This window comes from Pectobacterium colocasium (assembly GCF_020181655.1).
GTDB lineage: Bacteria > Pseudomonadota > Gammaproteobacteria > Enterobacterales > Enterobacteriaceae > Pectobacterium > Pectobacterium colocasium.
This window is the reverse complement of record NZ_CP084032.1, coordinates 746,771-763,923: the sequence shown is the minus strand read 5'-3', so window position 1 is coordinate 763,923 and position 17,153 is coordinate 746,771. Positions and strand designations below refer to the sequence as shown.

Annotated in this window: 15 protein-coding genes and 3 tRNA genes; 11 read left to right on the top strand and 7 right to left on the bottom strand. The window is 53.1% G+C overall.

From position 1 onward, the window contains the following. The first annotated feature begins 385 nt into the window (after positions 1-385). A complete protein-coding gene (locus LCF41_RS03475; RefSeq protein ID WP_225086898.1) occupies positions 386-1,579 on the top strand; it encodes an IS4 family transposase in 1,194 nt (397 codons plus the stop codon). A gap of 53 nt (positions 1,580-1,632) precedes the next feature. Here the strand turns inward: LCF41_RS03475 and alsS are convergent, their stop codons facing one another. Both alsS and budA read right to left on the bottom strand, forming a co-directional pair. Further along, on the bottom strand, positions 1,633-3,312 hold the full coding sequence (gene alsS, locus LCF41_RS03470; protein WP_225086897.1) for an acetolactate synthase AlsS: 1,680 nt from the start codon (positions 3,310-3,312) through the stop codon (positions 1,633-1,635). Positions 3,313-3,333: 21 nt separating this feature from the next. Further along, positions 3,334-4,116, bottom strand: coding sequence for an acetolactate decarboxylase (budA, locus tag LCF41_RS03465; protein ID WP_225086896.1), 783 nt, complete (start codon positions 4,114-4,116; stop codon positions 3,334-3,336). A 124-nt stretch (positions 4,117-4,240) separates the two neighbouring features. On the opposite strand from budA, the gene LCF41_RS03460 reads away from it, so the two are divergent. Then, on the top strand, positions 4,241-5,143 hold the full coding sequence (locus LCF41_RS03460; RefSeq protein WP_225086895.1) for a LysR family transcriptional regulator: 903 nt from the start codon (positions 4,241-4,243) through the stop codon (positions 5,141-5,143). Between the two features lie 106 nt (positions 5,144-5,249). Then, on the top strand, positions 5,250-5,540 hold the full coding sequence (locus tag LCF41_RS03455) for a DUF1435 domain-containing protein (protein ID WP_225086894.1): 291 nt from the start codon (positions 5,250-5,252) through the stop codon (positions 5,538-5,540). A 120-nt stretch (positions 5,541-5,660) separates the two neighbouring features. Here LCF41_RS03455 and LCF41_RS03450 read toward each other — a convergent pair. The 4 genes from LCF41_RS03450 to LCF41_RS03435 all read right to left on the bottom strand — a co-directional run bounded on the left by LCF41_RS03450 (position 5,661) and on the right by LCF41_RS03435 (position 7,098). After that, positions 5,661-5,747, bottom strand: a tRNA-Leu gene (locus LCF41_RS03450). A 95-nt stretch (positions 5,748-5,842) separates the two neighbouring features. Beyond that, a tRNA-Leu gene (locus tag LCF41_RS03445) sits at positions 5,843-5,929 on the bottom strand. A gap of 73 nt (positions 5,930-6,002) precedes the next feature. Further along, positions 6,003-6,089 (bottom strand) — tRNA-Leu (locus LCF41_RS03440). A 103-nt stretch (positions 6,090-6,192) separates the two neighbouring features. Further along, positions 6,193-7,098, bottom strand: a complete 906-nt coding sequence (locus tag LCF41_RS03435) for a LysR family transcriptional regulator (protein ID WP_225086893.1) — start codon at positions 7,096-7,098, stop codon at positions 6,193-6,195. Between the two features lie 113 nt (positions 7,099-7,211). Here LCF41_RS03435 and LCF41_RS03430 point away from each other — a divergent pair, with 113 nt between their 5' ends. Then, positions 7,212-8,204 carry an aldo/keto reductase gene (locus LCF41_RS03430; RefSeq protein ID WP_225086892.1) on the top strand — a complete coding sequence of 331 codons (993 nt, stop codon included), beginning with the start codon at positions 7,212-7,214 and terminating at the stop codon, positions 8,202-8,204. 2 nt (positions 8,205-8,206) lie between these two features. Here LCF41_RS03430 and rsmC read toward each other — a convergent pair whose 3' ends face one another. After that, the gene (gene rsmC / locus LCF41_RS03425; protein WP_225086891.1) at positions 8,207-9,253 is read right to left on the bottom strand and encodes a 16S rRNA (guanine(1207)-N(2))-methyltransferase RsmC; all 1,047 of its coding nucleotides are present in this window, start codon (positions 9,251-9,253) and stop codon (positions 8,207-8,209) included. Between the two features lie 159 nt (positions 9,254-9,412). Here rsmC and LCF41_RS03420 point away from each other — a divergent pair, with 159 nt between their 5' ends. From LCF41_RS03420 to LCF41_RS03390, 7 genes are all read left to right on the top strand, one after another. Beyond that, the gene (locus tag LCF41_RS03420; RefSeq protein ID WP_225086890.1) at positions 9,413-9,826 is read left to right on the top strand and encodes a DNA polymerase III subunit psi; all 414 of its coding nucleotides are present in this window, start codon (positions 9,413-9,415) and stop codon (positions 9,824-9,826) included. After that, complete coding sequence (rimI, locus tag LCF41_RS03415) at positions 9,795-10,238, top strand: ribosomal protein S18-alanine N-acetyltransferase (RefSeq protein ID WP_225086889.1); 444 nt, start codon at positions 9,795-9,797, stop codon at positions 10,236-10,238. The genes LCF41_RS03420 and rimI overlap by 32 nt, the downstream gene beginning before the upstream one ends. A gap of 202 nt (positions 10,239-10,440) precedes the next feature. After that, positions 10,441-10,920 carry a discoidin domain-containing protein gene (locus tag LCF41_RS03410; RefSeq protein WP_225086888.1) on the top strand — a complete coding sequence of 160 codons (480 nt, stop codon included), beginning with the start codon at positions 10,441-10,443 and terminating at the stop codon, positions 10,918-10,920. Between the two features lie 234 nt (positions 10,921-11,154). After that, entirely contained in the window at positions 11,155-11,697 is a 543-nt protein-coding gene (locus LCF41_RS03405) for a sigma-70 family RNA polymerase sigma factor (RefSeq protein ID WP_225086887.1), read from the top strand. Beyond that, complete coding sequence (locus LCF41_RS03400) at positions 11,694-12,671, top strand: FecR domain-containing protein (protein ID WP_225086886.1); 978 nt, start codon at positions 11,694-11,696, stop codon at positions 12,669-12,671. The genes LCF41_RS03405 and LCF41_RS03400 overlap by 4 nt, the downstream gene beginning before the upstream one ends. Before the next feature lie 120 nt (positions 12,672-12,791). Beyond that, a complete protein-coding gene (locus LCF41_RS03395; RefSeq protein WP_225086885.1) occupies positions 12,792-15,287 on the top strand; it encodes a TonB-dependent siderophore receptor in 2,496 nt (831 codons plus the stop codon). A 48-nt stretch (positions 15,288-15,335) separates the two neighbouring features. Next, the gene (locus LCF41_RS03390) at positions 15,336-17,084 is read left to right on the top strand and encodes an ABC transporter ATP-binding protein/permease (protein WP_225086884.1); all 1,749 of its coding nucleotides are present in this window, start codon (positions 15,336-15,338) and stop codon (positions 17,082-17,084) included. Positions 17,085-17,153: the final 69 nt, after the last annotated feature.

Genomic DNA, 17,153 nt, shown 5'->3' with positions numbered 1-17,153 from the left:
GCATATACGTTGGCGGCGTTCACTCATCCGAATCACTTACCGGAGTAAGCTCATCGGGATTCCTTCGCTTGCCGCCTTCCTGAAACTCGAATTATTTTAAATATATACATTACTTCATGAAAATATTATCAGACTTTATCGCGATCACTCAAAGTGAATAAATTATTGCGAGCCTACTGCTTTAAAGCAATGTCTCCATTATTACATAAATCATGTAGTCATTTGAAATGATTTTTATCACGAATTCGTTCTTTATTTTTCAGACAATACACGACACTCCCGCCCGCCCTCTTCGCCCTGACGAATCCCCAGAAAACGAGACAGGACAGGCATAGAGTTTTATGATCTACTGATTTTCGCCAAAAAACTCAATGAGACCACCCCTATGCCTGCCCGTAAAGTATGCCAGACTTTTTTCCGTAACGCTTTAGCCACAACGCACCAATATCGGCAAAATGCCATTATCGATTCCACCGTTGCCCTGATGAACGGCGCGACACTTTCCCTCACCAGCATCGGGCGTCACCTCCCGGGAACCGCTCGCGTCAAGGATAAAATAAAACGCATTGACCGTCTGCTCGGTAATACATCCCTTCATCATGATATCCCTATGATATTTAATAATATTTTTTCTATAATGACGAAACCTATGTCGTGGTGCGTCATCGCCGTTGACTGGAGCGGTTATCCCTGTAAGGAATATCATGTTCTCCGTGCCAGCCTTATCTGTGATGGGCGCGCCATCCCTTTAATGAGTCAGGTTGTCCCGTTAAAAAAACAAAATAATGTACTGATACAAAATACCTTTCTTGACGCCCTTGCGGAAGCTATCGCGCCGAATACCCGAGTCACCGCCATTACCGATGCTGGTTTTCAAAGCGCGTGGTTCCGGCATATCAAATTTCTGGGATGGAGTTTTATTGGTCGAATCAGAGGGACGGTTAAATTTAGCCTTCATCATGACAAAGAGAACGGGATGACCGTAAAAGACTGCGAGGGAACAGCGCAGGCAAAATATCTGGGAGCGGGCACACTGGCACGCGCTAAATATGCGCAATGCGATGGACATTTTTACCTTCACAAGAAAGCGTCAAAAGTGCGAAAAAGCAAACGTGCCAGAGAGAAACCGGGCTATCCGACCGTGGAAAAAGAGCAACGAGCGTCAGCCAAAGAGCCGTGGCTGATATTTACCAGCACAGATGAATTTAAGCCCCGTGAAATCATGAAGCTCTACGGCAGGAGAATGCAGATTGAACAAAACTTTCGTGATGAAAAAAGCGAGCGATTTGGCTTTGGACTACGAGCGAGTGGGAGCAAAAGCGGGGAGCGGCTGTGGGTACTAAGCCTGCTGGCAACACTGGCATCGATAGTCCTCTGGTTATTGGGCTATCACTTTGAGAATAAAGGACGTCACCTCCACTATCAGGCAAACAGCGTCAAAAAGCGTAGGGTGATATCGTTTCTGACATTGGCAGAAAATGTGTTGCGACATTCAGAGCGAATATTAAGGCGGGTAAAACTGGAGAGTATCTTAGTTCAACTCGCCAGCACCTACCGAAGTATGGTGCTGGTTTATTAGGGGTAATTTTGTGGGGATCCCTCAGCTCTGCATGCAGGCGCGATCCCGACATATCAGATCAGCACACTAATATTCAGGTTCTCCATCAGCCAGTGGTTATCGGAATAATCAACCGGAATCGCAATGACTGCCGGGCCATCAACGTCCATCGCCTGACGGAGTTTGCTGACCAACTCATCCGCAGACTCCACCGCAAACCCTTTCGCGCCAAACGCTTCCGCATACGCTTTGAAATCAATCGGCCCAAATGCCACGCTTGCCGGACGATGATATTTATGGATTTGCTGGATTTCCACCATGTTATAGCCGTTATCCACCCAGATGATATGCAGAAGATTACTTTTCAGGCGCACCGCGGTTTCCAGCTCCATACTGGACTGCATAAACCCACCGTCGCCGGAAACGGATACCACTTTCTTGCCGGGCTGCACCAGTGATGCCGCTATCGCCCACGGCAGCGCCACGCCCATGGTCTGCTGGCCATTGGTCATCAGGATCTGTCTCGCCCGAAAGCTATACAGGTAACGCGCCAGCCAGATGTGAAAACTCCCCATATCGACACACAGCGTGACATCTTCATTGACGATATCCTGCATCGCCCGCACCAGACGCAGAGGGTGAATCGCAAACCCAGCCATGTTGATGGCGCGCGTACTGAGATCGTGACGCTGACGCTGGCGATCCTGTAACACGGACTGCGTACCCGCCGATAAAATAAACGGCTCGCTGATGCACGCGTTCAACGCATCCACCGTCATCGCGATATTTCCAAGCAGCTCGATATCAGGGTGATAGGCACTGTCGATCTCTGCCCGCAATACATCGATGTGGATCAGCGTTGCTTTACCGCTATTCCATAACACCGGGTCGTATTCAATCGGGCTGTAACCTACGGTAACGATCACGTCCGCCTGTTGTAGCAGTTTATCCCCAGCCTGATTGTTGAATAACCCGACACGTCCGGCAAAGTGATCGAACTGCTGCTGATCGATCACGCCAGCGGCCTGATACGTGCTGGTAACCGGTAGTTGGCTGCGGTGTAAAAAACGACGCAGCGCCTGCGCGTTTTCCTGCTGGCTGGCCATTAATCCGAGCAACAACACCGGATTTTTAGCCTGCCGCAGCCGTTTGGCCGCTTCGGCAATGTCGCTATGCGGCGCGCCGTTTAGCAACGGCAAGTTCGGACACGCCAGCACTGGGCTAATGACTGGTTCATTGACGATATCCTGCGGCAGGCTGACAAACGCCGCCCCTGGACGGCCGCTTTCCGCTGCGCGGAACGCATTCGCCAGCACTTCAGAGATCGCACTGGAGGCCGTGATTTCCGCACTGAATTTACTGACCGGCTGAAACAGGCTAACGGTGTCCAGACTCTGGTGTGTCAACTTCAGTTTATCCGCCCGCTTAACCGCCCCGCCCAGCGCCACAACAGCATCACCTTCTGCGGTCGCCGTTGCCAGCCCGGTGACCAGATTGGAACAGCCGGGGCCGGATGTCACCAACGTCACTCCCGCTTTCCCCGTGAGGCGGCCTATCGCCGCCGCCATAAACGCGCCGTTCGCCTCATGACGTACCGGGATCGTTTGAATTGTCGAGTCTTCCAGCTCATCAAACACGCGATCGATTTTAGCGCCGGGGATACCAAAAACATGCTTTACGCCCTGCGCTTCCAGGTGTTTTACAATCAGCTCGGCTCCGCTACTCCAGCTTTGCTGTTCGGTGGACTTTTCCATGACATGACTCCGATGAAATGACTAGCTCTCTACTGACTTGATAACGCTATTGAGGTTTTCTGAGGACAGATCGGCATTGAGAAATTCCCGATCCTGAGGCAGATCGATGATCAGTTTGGCAACCACGCCAAACGTTAGCGTGCCGTGTTCGACGTCATAATTCAGAATATGGCCGCCGCCCTGGCGATCGTCAGTAATGAAATGTTCGTGGTAACCCGCGACATTAATTCCCTGAGTGTAAGCTGGACTACGAAAACCGATAACGCTGCCGTTACGGTGTTCAAAATGAAATGTCGGTTGTCCTTCAACGGCTTCCTGCATCGGTTTATAAGGCCGACACTGACGAGGGACGGTACGGGTTTCAACACAGCGAAAATTCCCATCAATCCGCAACGCGCAGAACAAATTATCCGTTCCCACAATTTCGTCGATCTGGCGATGTACCTCTTCGCGCGACGTCCAATGATCAAAATGGATCGTTTCCGTCGGACGAAAGAATGTCATGACGGCGAACGGCGTTCTCTGCTCCGGCTTCGCCGCCCGCGCGCTGCCATCGGATAACAACTGGAAAATCTGGCTATTTAACGCAACCAGTTCCCCATCCAAACTATTAAATGTTCCTAATCCGAAATCACCATGTTCCAGTAATTCAGCTATCGTTCGGCTACCTTCATAGACGCCATTTATTAGCCCACTCATTAATGAGGTCTGATAAATAACGCTGTCTGCATGCTGCTGCCGAAAATCATAAGCATAGCTGGCAAAGGCTTCCTCACAGGATTGTTCACTGACGCTCGTTTTCATACCTTCCTTCTCACCAATTACTTAAACATTATTAATATTTAGATAAAGATTGACGCGGAAGAGAACAAAATTCCAATATGCAATGAAGGCCATTTCAAGATCGGAAACATATGGAGTTACGTGAATGGAACTACGTTACCTGCGCTATTTTGTCGCCGTTGCACAAGCGCGGCATTTCACGCGTGCGGCAGAAAATTTGGGGATGTCACAGCCGCCTCTCAGCCAGCAAATCAAGAAATTCGAGCAGGAGATCGGGACACCGCTGTTCAAGCGACTAACGCGTGGTGTAGAAATGACGGAGGCGGGACAGGCGCTCTATGAGGACGCACGCCGGATTCTGCAACTCACCGATTCGGCGATTGCACGGACCAGAAGTATTGCGCGGGGTGAAAAAGGAAGCCTGAACGTGGGCTTCTCCCCGTCGGCCATGTTCCATCCAACGGTGCTTGCCCTACTGCACCGTTACTGTAAGCAGTATCCGAATGTGCAACCGCTACCGAAAGAAGAGAGTCCAGCAACGCTTATCGCTTCACTGCAAGAACGCAACACCGACATCGCCTTTCTGCGCTTACCTTGCGATCTCAGTGATGAGATTAACGGGGAGATTTTGGCCGAAGAGCCGATGAAATTGGTGTTACCCGCGGGACATGCGCTTAGCCATAAAACGCAGGTTTCGCTCAGCGAGCTGCGTCAGGAACCGCTGATTATTTTCCCACGCGAGGTGTGTCCGGGACTGCACGATATGATTATCCGTACCTGCTATCTGTCAGGCTATGGTCCCAGACCCAGCCCCTTTGCCCCGCAACTCACGGCAACGATCGGGATGGTCGCCGCAGGCTTCGGCATCACGCTCGTACCAGAGTCGCTTGCCTGCATTAAGGCCGATAACGTGACCTATCATGACATCGGTATGCCCGAAATCCATACACAAGTTGCGGCTATCTGGCGTAAACATGAACGATCGCCCACTATCGTGAATATGATCCATCTGATACGCCAGCATCTGAGCAGCCTCTATCCCAATTAATGCCTTGATGAAGAAAATTCCGCCAATCTGCTCGTCAAAAAACTAGTAATTGATATAAATTCTTATATGATATTAGTTATCATTATCACTTTTGATGGGTGGAAAAATGCTGACAGCAATGATCACAGCCTGCGGGCTATGGAGCGTGAGTTGGTGTATGGGGAAGCATTTGTCGAGTGCCTGGGGCGTGCTGTTGCCTTGTGCCATCATGCCGCTATTAGCGCTGCTCGATCTTAACCTGACGCACCTGAAAGTGATTATCGCCATCGCCCTGCTGGCGACGCTCGTCATGCTGTTTCATCAACGCTTACGCCACTATTTATTGCTGCCATCCTGCATTGCGCTGGCTGGTGGACTGGCGGCACTCTCCGTCACGTTTAATATGACGCCGATGTAAACCAATACGGAACGGTGAACTTGTTCAGAAAGATCAATAAACGCGGAAAAGGACGAGAGAGAGAAAAGGAAAAAATAGAATAAGCAGAGAAGGAAATCAGGAAGATACAGAAAAAATCTGTGGTGCGAAGAGAGGGACTTGAACCCTCACGTCCGTAAGGACACTAACACCTGAAGCTAGCGCGTCTACCAATTCCGCCACCTTCGCACTGAAACGTTGCTTGTCTTATACAGTAAAACTGTCTTATGCAGTAAAACCGCTTTATGCAGAAAATCAGCTTATACGCTAAAGCTACTATGACATGGTGCGAAGAGAGGGACTTGAACCCTCACGTCCGTAAGAACACTAACACCTGAAGCTAGCGCGTCTACCAATTCCGCCACCTTCGCAATGTTGTCATGCCGCTTATGCAATACTGATTGACTGCTGTGGTTCGACAAACCAGAACCGTCGTAGTGATGTTGGTGCGAAGAGAGGGACTTGAACCCTCACGTCCGTAAGAACACTAACACCTGAAGCTAGCGCGTCTACCAATTCCGCCACCTTCGCAACACTGCTTTACGCAATATCACTACGGGGGCGAATTCTAGAGGTTTTCGCGTTCACGTCAATGATTATTTCCTCTGGAATGCGGGGTTTGCTGCAAAAATCATCATCTCGCTGCGGCATTGCGCGTAAAGAGTTCATCAAGCCATTCTATAAACACCCGAATCCGCGGAGCGAGAAAGCGACCAGGCGCATACATCACGTAAAGCGGCATCGCGGGCGGCGACATTTCCGGCAGGATCTCAACCAGTTCCCCGCTTTCCAGAAATGGACGTAAACCGCGACGCGGCGCCTGAATAATCCCCAGTCCGGCACGGGCGCTGGCGATGTAGGCATCGGTGCCGTTAACCTGCAACGCACTGGGCAACATACGCGTAATGCACTCATCACCCGACATGAACTCCAGCGGATAAAGATATTCAGTGCGCAGGGAGAAATACCCGACCATACGATGCCCCGTTAGCTCATCGAGCGAACGCGGCACGCCATAGCGCGCCAAATAGTCGGCCGACGCACAGGTAATCTGCGGCATTGACGGTAAATGACGGGTCGCCAGCGTCTCGTCGTCCGTCTGCCAGGCACGCAGCACACAGTCAACGCCTTCACGCAGCACATTAATCGCCGCATCGTTGGCGCTCAGCATCAGCGTCACCTGCGGATAGCGCGCGTAGAATTCTCCCAGCGCCGGCACAACGACCTCCCGCGCCAGCGAGTGCGGCATATCCACCCGCACTTTACCCACGGGTTGTTGCTTTTGCTGCGTGAACAGCGTGTCGATCTCTTCAATTTCCGCCAGCAATTGCAAACAGCGTTCGTAATAAACACGCCCTTCATCGGTGATCTGCACCTGACGGGTCGTACGTTGCAGTAAACGAACACCCAGCCGCCCTTCAAGCTGTTTGATGGTGTTGCTCACCGTCGCACGCGGTAGCATCAGTCGCTCCGCCGCCCGGCTGAAGCTACCCAATTCGACAATTCGCACAAAAACCCGCATCGCCTGAATATGATCCATCACCGCCACCATTGTTGGTTATTTTTGAATAGTGTTGCATAAAAAGCGGTATTTATCTTTTCTGGATAAACAACCAGACTGCTCTCACTGCCAACGAGATGAGGAAGACGACAATGCAACAACGCAAACTAGGCGCGAACGGCCCACAGGTTTCGGCTATTGGGCTCGGCTGCATGGGGATGAGCGATTTCTACTCCACCGCACAGGATGAAAAAGAATCCATCGCCACGCTACATCGCGCATTGGAATTGGGCGTGACTCTGCTGGATACCGCCGACATGTATGGCCCCCATACCAATGAACAGTTGCTCGGTAAAGCGATAAAAGGCAAGCGTGAGCAGGTCTTTCTGGCGACCAAGTTCGGCATCATCCGTGACCCAGCGAATCCCCACGCGCGCGGCATCTGCGGTAAACCGGATTATATCCGCCGTTCGGTAGAAGGCAGCCTGACGCGCCTCGGTACAGACGTTATCGATTTGTACTATCAGCATCGCATCGATCCGACAGTGCCTATTGAAGAAACGGTCGGCACACTGGCGGAGCTGGTACAGGAAGGCAAGATTCGTTACATCGGTCTGAGCGAAGCCTCGGCCACCACGCTGGAACGCGCTCATCGCGTGCACCCCATTACCGCGTTACAGAGTGAATACTCACTGTGGACACGCGACATGGAGGCTGAAATTCTGCCCACCTGTGAACGTCTTGGTATCGGCTTTGTGCCTTACAGCCCGCTGGGGCGCGGTTTCCTGACCGGTGCGATTCGCAGCCCAGACGATCTGGCCGCCGACGATTTTCGTCGCACCAATCCGCGCTTTACGGGGGAAAACTTCGGGAAAAATCTGCAACTGGTAGAGAAAATTAACCAATTGGCGCAGGAAAAACAGGTGACACCATCACAGCTGGCGCTGGCATGGGTATTAGCGCAGGGTGAACATATCGTGCCGATTCCTGGCACCAAACGCCGTCGTTATCTGGAAGAAAACGTCGCGGCGCTGGATGTCACACTGACGCAAGCCGAGTTGGCTGCTATTAATGCCATTTTCCCGCCCGATGCCGCAGCAGGAGAACGCTACGGCAAGGAGAGTATGGCAGCCCTTAATCAGTAAGATTACCGACGGCCTTTACTGCCTGTACGCGGCGGGCGCCCCACGGTAGCCTGATACACTTTGAAGCGTCCGGTTTGCGCCAGCACTTCATGGCTACCAAACGCCGCATCAAGCAGCGCGGGATAAGGCAGGAAGGCGTTAGCGACGATACGTAGCTGCCCGCCAACCGGTAGATGGGATACCGCACCGCGAATCAGCATTTCCGCGGCTTGCAGACTGGTCTGCAAGCCATCGTGGAATGGCGGATTGGAAACGATCATATCGAAGCGACCGTTGATATCCGAATAGACGTTACTGGCAATCACACTGCCTTCCAGCGCATTTGCCGCCAGCGTTGCCTTGCTGGATTCCACCGCCGCCGCGCTGACATCGCTCAGCGTCAGGCGGATTTTCGGCGACTGCTTCGCCAGCACCGATGCCAGCACACCGGCACCGCAGGCGATATCCAGCACTTTACCTTTCATGTGCGGCTCAAACGTAGACAGCAGCAGCCGGCTACCCGGATCCAGGTCATCACGGCTGAAAACCCCCGGAAGCGTTTTGACGGTCACGCCGTCTGTCACATAGTCGTCCCACCAGTCATCCAACGTGAAGCTGGCCTGCTTATCCACCCGCCCGTGATAAAGCCCGCAGCGACGCGCACTGTCGATTTTTACCAGTTCAACGAAGTCAGACAGCACGGGTTCCGCGCTGCGCACGCCGCTGCGGTTTTCTCCGACAACGAAGATTTCCGCGCCGACCGGCATCAGAGACAGCAGGTTACGCAGTTGGAATTCCGCTTCCTGTTTACTTTTTGGCCAGTAATAAATCAGCGTGTCGCTATCCGCCACCAGCGCCGCATCCGCCACCAGACCATATTGAGCGTTCTCCCCAAGTGGCTTTGCCATCTGCTGCCAGTGGTGATATTGGTTGCAATGGACACGCACCGACGCCGCTTCAAATTGTGCGGGCAGGGTATCCTGCAAATCACCGGCAAACAGAACACGGCGTGAAAGAAATTCGTCACTGTGGCGCAGTATGACTTCACTGGCGGGGGTTAATGCGGACATCGGGCTACGGCTCCTTAATCATTGAGCGGGGGATTATATACGCTTCGCCTCCGAAGTTGCAGCGCGGAGAGGAAATAACCACGCCGACGTTGGCGCAGTCTGACGGGGTTTGTTAGCATAGGTACGACGCATTTTCTCGCCCGCAAGACAGGATAACGCATGGAATCAAGACGTGACAGGCTGCTACAGCAACTGGGAATTACGCAGTGGACGCTGCGTCGCCCAACCGTGCTGCAAGGCGAAATCGCCGTCAGTCTGCCCGCACAGGTGCGTCTGGTGATTGTCTCCGCCGAGCCGTTGGCCGATGATGAACCGCTGCTGGACGATGTCCTGCACAGTCTGGCGCTGACGCCCGCGCAAGCCTATCGTCTGACGCCGCAGCAGATCGAGATGCTGCCCGCCGACGCACGCTGCCATAGCTGGCGCTTGGGTATTGCGGAGCCGATTGCGCTACAGGGCGTTCAGCTTTCCAGCCCTCTGCTTTCCGAACTTTATCAAAACGCCGACGCCAAACGAGCGCTGTGGCAACAGATCTGTGAACATGAACACGATATCTTCTATGACGCCAGCTGATCTGGCACAAGCCTTTAAAATTGAACAAGCCAGCCATGCGTTTCCCTGGACGGAAAAAACGTTTGTCAGCAACCAAGGGGAACGTTATTTCAACATCAAACTGAGCCATGACGGGCAACTTGCCGCCTACGCCATCACGCAGGTCGTGCTGGATGAAGCGACGCTGTTCAACATCGCCGTGCATCCCGATTATCAGCGTCAGGGCTTGGGTCGCCAACTGTTGGAACACCTGCTCGACGAAATGGAACGACGTGGCATTCTGACGCTGTGGCTGGAAGTACGCGAATCGAACGCACGCGCCATCGCGCTTTATGAAAGTCTGGGATTTAATGAAGTCTCCGTGCGCCGCGATTATTACCCGACGGCACACGGCCGGGAAGACGCGATTATCATGGCGCTGCCGCTCGGCTAACAATTTTCGCCTACGGCATTCGCCGCTTGGCGAGTGCCGTAATGTGCGCCCCATCTCGCCCTGCGTTTTTTTCGACAGAAAGATCCCTACAACGTGATCCTCGTAAGTAAACCTTTGTTTCTTTTTTATTACAATCATGTTCCATTTCATGTTTCTGGTTTGCAGGCATGGCATGGTTTATCCGTTATCTACGAGGAATAATATGAAAAAATACACTCTGGCTACGACGCTCCTGTGCGGCTTATTCTCTCTTTCCGCTTATGCGGTACAAGTAACGGCGGTAACCGCCTCCTCTTATGATTCAGACAAAGGCCACAAGCCTGCCAATATTGCCGATGGCGACGTAAAAACACGCTGGGCGGCAAACGGTGAGAGTTGGGTTCAGTTAGAACTGGATAAAGAACAATCGGTTGAGAACTTTGTCCTTGTTCCTTTCAAAGCGGACGAGCGTAAACTGAAGTTCTCCGTCTCCTACTCTACCGACGGTAAAACCTGGAAAAAGCTGGCTGACAATCTGGTCACCTCCAGCAATGCCAAAGACGGTGAAAAATTCACCTTTCCAGCCGTTAAAGCCAAATTCTTCAAATTGGATACGTTTGGCACCGATGTGAACAAGTGGAGTGCTGTCAACGAGATCAGCTTTAACAGCGCCGCGCAGGTTCCTGCTCAGGCGATTAAGTAACGTTGTCGGCTGGCCTGACGTTGAGGCCAGCCTTTTACGATATCGTTGAGTCGCATCACGACCGACATCGCTACCGAATGTGACGCATTTCCGCTTTGCTACCCACACGTTTCTTACACGTCCTTGCCTCTCTCCATCAGTACCCACATTTTCCTTAGCATTGAAATAAAAATCATTCTCAACTAAGATGCGCCTGAAATTTGACCTCCTATCGCTTCATTTCAGGCACCAGACATGTCATCAGCCAATATTGATACCTCAGCAGATATGCATCAGCTTTATTGTCAGCATCATGGCTGGTTGCAGGGGCTATTGCGTAAACGGTTGGGAAATCTGTGCGATGCGGCCGATCTGGCGCAGGATGTCTTTGTACGACTCTTATTGAAGCCACGCCAGTTCGACAGCCACGCAGGGGCACGAGCTTATCTGAGCGTGATGGCACAAGGCATGTGTGTCGATCTCTGGCGCAAACGGGAAATTGAGCGTGTCTGGCTCGCCTCACTCGCCGAACAGCCGGAGCCGGTTGCGCTGTCAGCGGAAGACAGCAATATCATTCTCGAAACGCTGTATCAGGTCGATGCCATGCTGCGCGCACTGCCCGAGAAGGTGCGCGCCGCGTTCATCATGGCGCAGGTACAGGGATTACCCTATCGGGAGATTGCCGAGGCGCTGGGCGTTTCCGAACGCATGGTGAAAAAATACATGGCGCAGGCCATGTTGCACTGTGTGCTGCTGGAGGCAGAAATAGACGCGGACGGTCAGGCTGCGCATTCATGAATAACCCCAGCCGGAACAAACCCAGCTTTATTGCCTTGCAGCAGGCCTCGCAGTGGTACGCTCAACTGTGCGATCGGGAACCTGACGATGAACACTACCACCACTGGCAGCGCTGGATGGACGAAAGCGAGGAACACCGCCATGCCTGGGAATACGTGCTCACGGTCAGCCAACGCTTCCAGCCGCTACGTGGTGACGGTCAACAGCCTGCGCTGAATACGCTGTTGCACCAGCCTGCGCCGATGACGCGCCGCCGTGCGCTCAAACTCGCCGCCCTACTCAGCACGGGTTCACTGCTGTCCTGGCTGACTTACCGTCACACGCCGCTAAAAAGCTCACTGCTGGCGATGACAGCCGATCATCACAGCGCGGTAGGAGAAATCAAATCACTGACCTTACCGGACAACACCCGGCTGTGGCTGAATACCGCCAGCGCGATTGATATCCGCTACAGCGATCAGCGTCGGGAAATCGCCCTGCTGGCGGGGGACATTCTGATTGATACTGCTGCCGATGCACGCCCTTTCTTTGTCACGACCGCACAAGGGCGCTTGCAGGCGCTGGGCACGCGTTTCAGCGTCGCACAGGCATCAGACACCACCACGCTAACCGTGTACCAACACGCAGTCGACGCCAGCGCCAGATATGCCTCCGCCGCACGTCGGGTCAACGCGGGCTATCACCTGCGCTTTAACGCCGACGGTCAGGGTGACATCGTGCCCAATCAGCAGAACGATGCCGACTGGTCGCACGGCGTACTACAGGCGGACAACATGCCGCTAGGAGAGGTCGTGGCGCAGTTGTCTCGTTATCGCCACGGCTATCTGGCGTGCCAGCCTGCCATCGCTGATTTGCGCGTGATGGGCACCTTCCCCTTAACCGATACCGACATGGCGCTGAACATGCTGGCGCAGGCTTTCCCGGTTCGTATCCATCAGCGTTTTCCATGGTGGGTGACAGTCGAACCACGCTGATACCCCCGTCTTTTTCGGATACAGCCAAAAAATTTTCTCTTTTGAGTTCCCCTTTCTCCGATGTCGTTCGATTCACAGTAAAACCACCAATTTTTACTCTGGGTCAGAAGGCGAATTTTCATGGCATTGATTCCATTTTTCTCTACACAGCGCACACCTTCCAAACTGGCAATCGCCGTTCATCTGCTGCTGTGCGGCACATCGCTGCTCGCACATTCCACCGCAATCGCAGCGGAAACGGCACCCGCCGCGACAACGAAAACCTACGCGATTCCTGCCGGACCACTTAACCAGCAGCTAAACCAGTTTGCCGCGCAGTCAGGCGTTTATCTGGTCGGCGATGCACAATTGGCGACAGGAAAAACCGGGCCGTCCCTGCAAGGGAATTACAGCGTCGATGGCGGATTTTCGGCACTGCTAACAGGAAGCGGGCTTCAGGTGATTCCACAGCCTAACGGCGTCTGGCGCTTACAGAGAATACCGCAGGGCGATGAAATGCTGGTCGTGGCGGGCGTCAATCGCAACGGTGTGACAGAAGGCACTCAGTCCTACACCACGCGCAGCATGAACACCGCGACACAGCTGAATCTGTCACCGCGAGAAACGCCGCAGTCGGTGAGCGTTGTGACGCGCCAGCGTATGGACGATCAGAATATGACCTCACTGGATGAGGCCATGAAGCAAACCACCGGCATTAACGTAGTCAACCAGAATAGTTTTCAGGTGAAATACGAATCGCGTGCCTTCACGATGGACAATATCAAAGAAAATGGCGTCAACCAATCGTCGCAAAATAGCGTAATGAACGCCTCTCAATCGACCAGTGAATCACCCGATCTGGCGATTTACGATCGCATCGAAGTTCTGCGCGGCGCTTCAGGCCTAACACAGGGCAGCGGGGAACCCGGAGGTACCGTCAATCTGGTACGTAAAAAACCCACCTATGATTTTCAGGCATCTGTCAGTGCCAGCGTCGGAAGTTGGGATAATTACCGTAATGAAATAGACGTTTCAGGCCCACTCAATGAGGATGCCAGCGTACGCGGTCGTCTGGTTAGCGTTTATCAGGATAAACAAAGCTTCACCGATTACGTAGGCAGTGAGCGCAAAGTGCTATTCGGCACACTAGCATGGGATATCACTCCCAATACGACTTTCACTACAGGGATTAATTGGCAAAAAACCGATGTCGTACCCGATCTGTATGGTGTCCCTTTTGGCACGGATAAACGTAATTTAAATCTACCTCGCTCAACCTTTCTGGGTGCCAGTTGGAACCGAATTAACTTCGAAAAGATCAACCCATTCGCTGAATTCGAGCATAACTTTGACAACAACTGGGCTATCAAGAGCGCACTTAACTATACGCATGGTACGTCCAAAGAACGTTATATCGGTATCATGAATGGAACAGCAGGCGTTGATCCTCAAACAGGAGTCAGTAGGTTAAACAACGCATTGCGCTATGACAACAAGAGCGACCAATGGGGTTATAACCTCAGTGCGAGTGGTCCGTTTGAGCTATTGGGGCGTAGCCATGAGTTGGTGTTCGGCGGTGACTATCAGAAAGAGAACTTCGACAACGCGATTGGCCGTATTGCTAACATGAGCAGTGCCAATATCTATAATTGGAATCCCAACTCAGTCGCAGAGCCCGATTGGTCTAACCTTAGCCTCTACAGTTCCCGCTACAGAGAGCAATATAATATTTATCAGCGTGGGCTATTTACCACCACTCGCTGGGAACTGGCCGATGACTGGAAACTGATCCTCGGCGGCCGCTACAGTGCTTATAGCTACGACTACTATTACGATAACCATCGCAACACCAACGACAAGGAATACAGCAGCCTGCACGTTCGCGATAAATTTGTCCCTTACAGCGGCCTGCTATGGAATTTTGCCGACAATTACACCTTGTATGCCAGCTATGCTGAAATCTATAAACCGCAGAGTGCACGCGATAAGGACGATAAGCTATTGCCCGCCGTTACCGGCACCAACTATGAAACCGGCGTTAAGGGGGCGTTTTTTGACGGCGATCTGAATGCTTCACTGGCACTGTTTCGCATTATTCAGTCCAACCGTGCACTCGCCGAAGCAGACAGTTCCGTTTGCCGAGATCCTGATAGCGGTTGTTCCCGTGCTGAAGGCAAAGTACGTAGCCAAGGGGTGGAACTGGATGTCACGGGGAAACTGGTTGAAGGCTGGCAGATTCAGACGGGCTATACCCTGACTAACAGTAAATATTTGGAAGCATCAGAGAGTGAGAAAGCGGCACAGTTCAGCCCGCGCACGCCGAAGCATATGTTCAAGCTGTACACCTCATACACTCTGCCGGGTGAGCTGAATCAATGGACGATGGGTGCAGGCATGACTGCCCAAACGGGTACGCAAACCTATCCAAACCGAGTGTTTGGCCTGTCTCAGGGCGGCTATACGCTGTTTAACGCCAATGTCCGCTATCAGTACAGCAAAAACCTGAGTTTCAATCTGGTAGGCAATAACCTGACGGATAAAACCTACTTCCTGAACCTGAACAACCGCCATCGTAGCGGCAATAACTATTACGGCGACCCACGTAATTTCATGCTGACCGCGAAGTGGAATTTCTAAGCGCCTGCGCCTGCCAGCCTCGGCTGGCAGGCCATCGCTCAATCCATTATGCAAACGCTTAAACGCTTTTATACGCTGGTTGCGCCTTTCTGGCTGACCACGCGTGCCACCTTGCTCTGGCTGTTACTGCTGCTGATTATGAGCCTGACGCTCTCCGTCGTGTGGATCAGCGTGCAGTACAACAACTGGAGTCGGGATTTTTACGACGCATTGGCCGACTATTTTCAGCATGCCTCAATCTACGATATGGCCGTGCGCTATCTGGCCTACACGCTGCTGTTCGTGCTGGTGATCATCTGCGGCAACTGGCTCAAGAAACAGCTAATTATCCGCTGGCGCGATACCATGACCCACCAGTATGAACAGAACTGGCTGCGCAATCACGCCCACTATCGGCTCAGTGCAGGGCTGGATAACCCCGATCAGCGCATCGCGGAGGATATTCGCCTGCTGATCGAACAGAGTCTCGAACTCCTGCTTTCGCTGCTGAAAAATACCGCCCGTTTTTTCTCTTTCATCGCCATTCTCTGGCAGCTTTCCGGCGTCCATACCTTCACGCTAGTCGGCTATACCATCACGGTACACGGCTATCTGGTGTGGATCGCGCTGGTTTACGCCGCAGTAGCCAGCATGGTGACGCACCTGCTGGGGCATCGCCTGCACAAGCTAAATATTGAACGTCAGCGGGCAGAAGCCGACTATCGCGCCACGCTGCTGCGAGTTCGGGATAACAGCGAGCAAATCGCGTTTTACCAGGGAAGCGACGCAGAGCAACAGCGAATGCGGCAACATTTTCTGCCTATTGTGCAAAACTGGCAGCGCCTAATGGCGCGGGAATTCCGGCTGGAAAGCTTTACGACCAGCTATTTCCGCTTCAGCCTGATTATCCCGGTTTTCGCTACCCTACCGCTGTTTCTCGCTCGTCAGGTTAGCCTCGGGGCGATCATGCAGGCGCGATCGGCCTTCGGCTACGTGTTGGATGCTTTTGGCTGGTTTATTGATGCCTATCGCCAACTGGTTCAGTGGTCTTCCACGATTGAGCGACTGTGGGAATTCCAGCACCGCTTACAGCAATTGCCTGTACCAGAGGCGCCACATCATGAAGGCCATGCTCTCCACATCAACGCGCTATCCGTACCGCGCCCTAATGGTTCGCCGTATTTCGCCCCGCTGACGCTCAGGCTTCAGGCTGGCGAATGGGCGACGCTTAACGCAGCCAGCGGCACGGGGAAAACCACGCTTCTGCGTGCGCTGGCGGGGTTGTGGCCGGTTTCACAAGGTGACTGGCATTTCCCTACTGGCCGAGTGCTATTTTTACCGCAAAAAGCTTATTTACCGCAGGACACGCTACGTCAGGTGCTGTGTTACCCGCAGGCACAGTTAGCGGATACTGCGCAGGCGATCGCCGTGCTGGAACAAACCGGGCTGACCGCGCTGATTCCTCGTCTGGACGACAAGGCGAACTGGAGTCGGGAGCTATCGGGGGGCGAGCAACAGCGCCTATCACTCGCGCGTGCGTTGCTGCTGCGCCCAACGCTGCTTTGTCTGGATGAAGCCACCAGCCAGCTCGATGACGCGGCGGCGCTTCAGTTGCTAGCACACATCAGGACTGCGCTGCCACACACGATCGTGCTGGCCGTCAGCCATCAGCCTGCGGTATTGGCCTGTTTCACACATCAGATCCGGTTAACGCCACTCGAACCAGAGAAGGAAACACACACAGAGAACCGTGCAGACGATCCTTCTGTTACGGTGCCAGAGGCGGATCTATCACAGGTGTCTTACGGAAAGGGTTGAAAGGAGGCATTTAAAGGAAACGGTGTGAGGGAATAGCAGGAAAAATACAGCCCGGAGCGAATGTCCGGG

Excerpts from the sequence above, each read along its gene's own strand:
- LCF41_RS03475 (WP_225086898.1), top strand. The coding sequence starts at position 386 with ATGCCTGCCCGTAAAGTATGCCAGACTTTTTTCCGTAACGCTTTAGCC.
- alsS (WP_225086897.1), bottom strand. The coding sequence starts at position 3,312 with ATGGAAAAGTCCACCGAACAGCAAAGCTGGAGTAGCGGAGCCGAGCTG.
- budA (WP_225086896.1), bottom strand. The coding sequence starts at position 4,116 with ATGAAAACGAGCGTCAGTGAACAATCCTGTGAGGAAGCCTTTGCCAGC.
- LCF41_RS03460 (WP_225086895.1), top strand. The coding sequence starts at position 4,241 with ATGGAACTACGTTACCTGCGCTATTTTGTCGCCGTTGCACAAGCGCGG.
- LCF41_RS03455 (WP_225086894.1), top strand. The coding sequence starts at position 5,250 with ATGCTGACAGCAATGATCACAGCCTGCGGGCTATGGAGCGTGAGTTGG.
- LCF41_RS03435 (WP_225086893.1), bottom strand. The coding sequence starts at position 7,098 with ATGGATCATATTCAGGCGATGCGGGTTTTTGTGCGAATTGTCGAATTG.
- LCF41_RS03430 (WP_225086892.1), top strand. The coding sequence starts at position 7,212 with ATGCAACAACGCAAACTAGGCGCGAACGGCCCACAGGTTTCGGCTATT.
- rsmC (WP_225086891.1), bottom strand. The coding sequence starts at position 9,253 with ATGTCCGCATTAACCCCCGCCAGTGAAGTCATACTGCGCCACAGTGAC.
- LCF41_RS03420 (WP_225086890.1), top strand. The coding sequence starts at position 9,413 with ATGGAATCAAGACGTGACAGGCTGCTACAGCAACTGGGAATTACGCAG.
- rimI (WP_225086889.1), top strand. The coding sequence starts at position 9,795 with ATGAACACGATATCTTCTATGACGCCAGCTGATCTGGCACAAGCCTTT.
- LCF41_RS03410 (WP_225086888.1), top strand. The coding sequence starts at position 10,441 with ATGAAAAAATACACTCTGGCTACGACGCTCCTGTGCGGCTTATTCTCT.
- LCF41_RS03405 (WP_225086887.1), top strand. The coding sequence starts at position 11,155 with ATGTCATCAGCCAATATTGATACCTCAGCAGATATGCATCAGCTTTAT.
- LCF41_RS03400 (WP_225086886.1), top strand. The coding sequence starts at position 11,694 with ATGAATAACCCCAGCCGGAACAAACCCAGCTTTATTGCCTTGCAGCAG.
- LCF41_RS03395 (WP_225086885.1), top strand. The coding sequence starts at position 12,792 with ATGGCATTGATTCCATTTTTCTCTACACAGCGCACACCTTCCAAACTG.
- LCF41_RS03390 (WP_225086884.1), top strand. The coding sequence starts at position 15,336 with ATGCAAACGCTTAAACGCTTTTATACGCTGGTTGCGCCTTTCTGGCTG.